Source organism: Kitasatospora sp. NPDC093558, from assembly GCF_040683475.1.
GTDB lineage: Bacteria > Actinomycetota > Actinomycetes > Streptomycetales > Streptomycetaceae > Kitasatospora.
The window spans coordinates 1-1,866 of record NZ_JBFBDY010000975.1; the positions used below are offsets into that span (position 1 = coordinate 1).

Sequence of the window (1,866 nt, forward strand, 5' to 3'; positions counted from 1 at the left end):
CCGTCAGGCGTGGGCGTCCGGGGGCGCGCCGGACGTCCACGCCTCACGCGTTCACCAGGTCACCGGGACGGCGGCTGCGACCGAAAGGCCTTCGCGCGAGCGGCACTTGAGGATCAGGACGGCGGCCCGGGCATTCCCAGGTGATCGTCTTCGAATTCCTTCGAACCATTCGACCGGCGGCCCGCCCACGGCGTTCCATGGGTGGGGATTCCGGCGATCGGTCACGGAACGGGAAGGGAAAACCGATGAAGGGTCTAAAGGCCGTCCTCGGAACGGGCATCGCCGCGGCAGCCCTCGCCGCCACCACGCTCGCGGGCGCGGGCACGGCCCGGGCCGACACGTGGGAGCAGTGCCCGGAGGATTCCGTGTGCATCTACATCGAGGGCCAGCCGATGATGGTCTTCCACGGCTACGGCGCGCACGATCTGGTCGGCGCGCACGGCGCGGTGTGGCTGGTGAACACACTGGTCAGCGGCAAGGTGTCGCTGTGTCACGGCCTCGGGGGAGTCGACTGCGCATCGTCGATCGGGCCGGGCTGGTACTACATCGGCCTCGACACCATCACCTCGTTCGTCATCACGGTGTAGCAGGCCGCCCGGTCGCCGCCGGCAGGGGCCCGTCGTGGCGGGCGCTGGCGCCCCAGTCGGCGACGCGGACCAGGGCTTCGAGGAATGCGAGGCGGAACGGGCCGAGGCCGGGGGCGTCACGCAGGGCGAGGGCCCGTTCGGTCCAGGCCTGCGGGAATCCGGCGGTGTGCAGGGTGCGGGCGGGGAAGCGCTCGCCGGTGGACAGGTCGACGGGCGGGGTGCGGTCCCCGTCGGCGACGCCGAGCAGCAGCGGGGCCTCGTCGCCGCGCGGGCGCACGGTGATGCGGACGTGGCCGTGGTGGGCTGCGGCCAAGTAGGTCACCAGGGGGTGGTGGCCGCCGTGCCACAGGAGGAGGGCGCTGACGAGTTCGTGCCGGAAATAGGGGCGGGCCGGACGGTAGGGCGCCAGGGGCTCGGCGCCGTTCTTCGACTTGGCGAGCAGGCCGGCGGGCGGGTCGGTGCGCCCGGCGCGCAGTTTCTCCTGGAAGGCGTCGTGGCACTTGCCGAGGTCGTGGTAGCGGGCCGCCGCGACGACGGCCTCGCGTAGTTCAGTGGGGAGTTGAGGCAGCGCGGCGAGCAGCAGTCGCGCCTCCTGCGCGGTCTCCTGCAGGTGCCGGTCGAGGCCGACCCAGGCGGTGCAGCCGTAGGCCGGCGTCCTCGGGCCGGGGGTCTCGCACGGGACGGCGGCCGGGCTCGCCGGGCTCCAGCCGAGGTCCGGCAGGTAGCCGCCGGCGCGGGAGTCCAGGAGCACGCGGGCGCCGGGCCGCAGGTCCTCCGGCCCGGCGGGGCGCCACCGGCCGTCCAGTGCGTCGCGCAGCCAGGCCCGGCCGGCGGGAAGCCGCCGGAGCTCGCCCACCGGCACCGGGCACAGTTCGGCGCTCGCCGGATCCGGCTCGTCCTCGCCGGGCCCGCCCGACTCCCAGGCGCGCCAGGCGGCCAGCGCCGGAAGCGAGTCGGCCTCCGACGGCCCGCAGATCCACCGGTCCACACCGTCAGCGGGGTCGGCGGGGTCGGCGGGGTCGGCGGGGGAGTCGAAGAGGGCCAGGACGTCCTCGCGCCCCGGCCCGGGCGGTGCGGGCGGAACGTCGACGCGGGCCGCCAGCAGGTCGCCGGGGGTGACGGAGCGTCCCTCGTGCGCGGTCAGCCAGCGCGCGACGGCCGCATCGCCGCCCTCGGGCGGCGTGCACCACAGCAGGTCGCCGCCGTCCGGGTGCTCGCCGTGCCGGTTGCAGCGCCCGGCGCGCTGCACGAGCGAGGCCCAGGGCGTGAGTTCGGTGAC

The 1,866-nt window shown here is 75.3% G+C and carries 2 protein-coding genes; one reads left to right on the plus strand and one right to left on the minus strand.

Features of this window, described 5'->3' with window-relative positions:
• Positions 1–245 precede the first annotated feature (245 nt).
• Positions 246–587, plus strand: a complete 342-nt coding sequence (locus AB0O00_RS37550; RefSeq protein ID WP_363659177.1) for a hypothetical protein — start codon at positions 246–248, stop codon at positions 585–587.
• Here AB0O00_RS37550 and AB0O00_RS37555 read toward each other — a convergent pair.
• A partial coding sequence (locus AB0O00_RS37555) for a CRISPR-associated endonuclease Cas3'' (RefSeq protein ID WP_363659178.1) occupies positions 577–1,866 on the minus strand: 1,290 nt, incomplete at its 5' end. The genes AB0O00_RS37550 and AB0O00_RS37555 overlap by 11 nt on opposite strands.

What these genes read in the sequence shown, in the direction of transcription:
- AB0O00_RS37550 (WP_363659177.1), top strand. Translation starts at nt 246, where the DNA reads ATGAAGGGTCTAAAGGCCGTCCTCGGAACGGGCATCGCCGCGGCAGCC.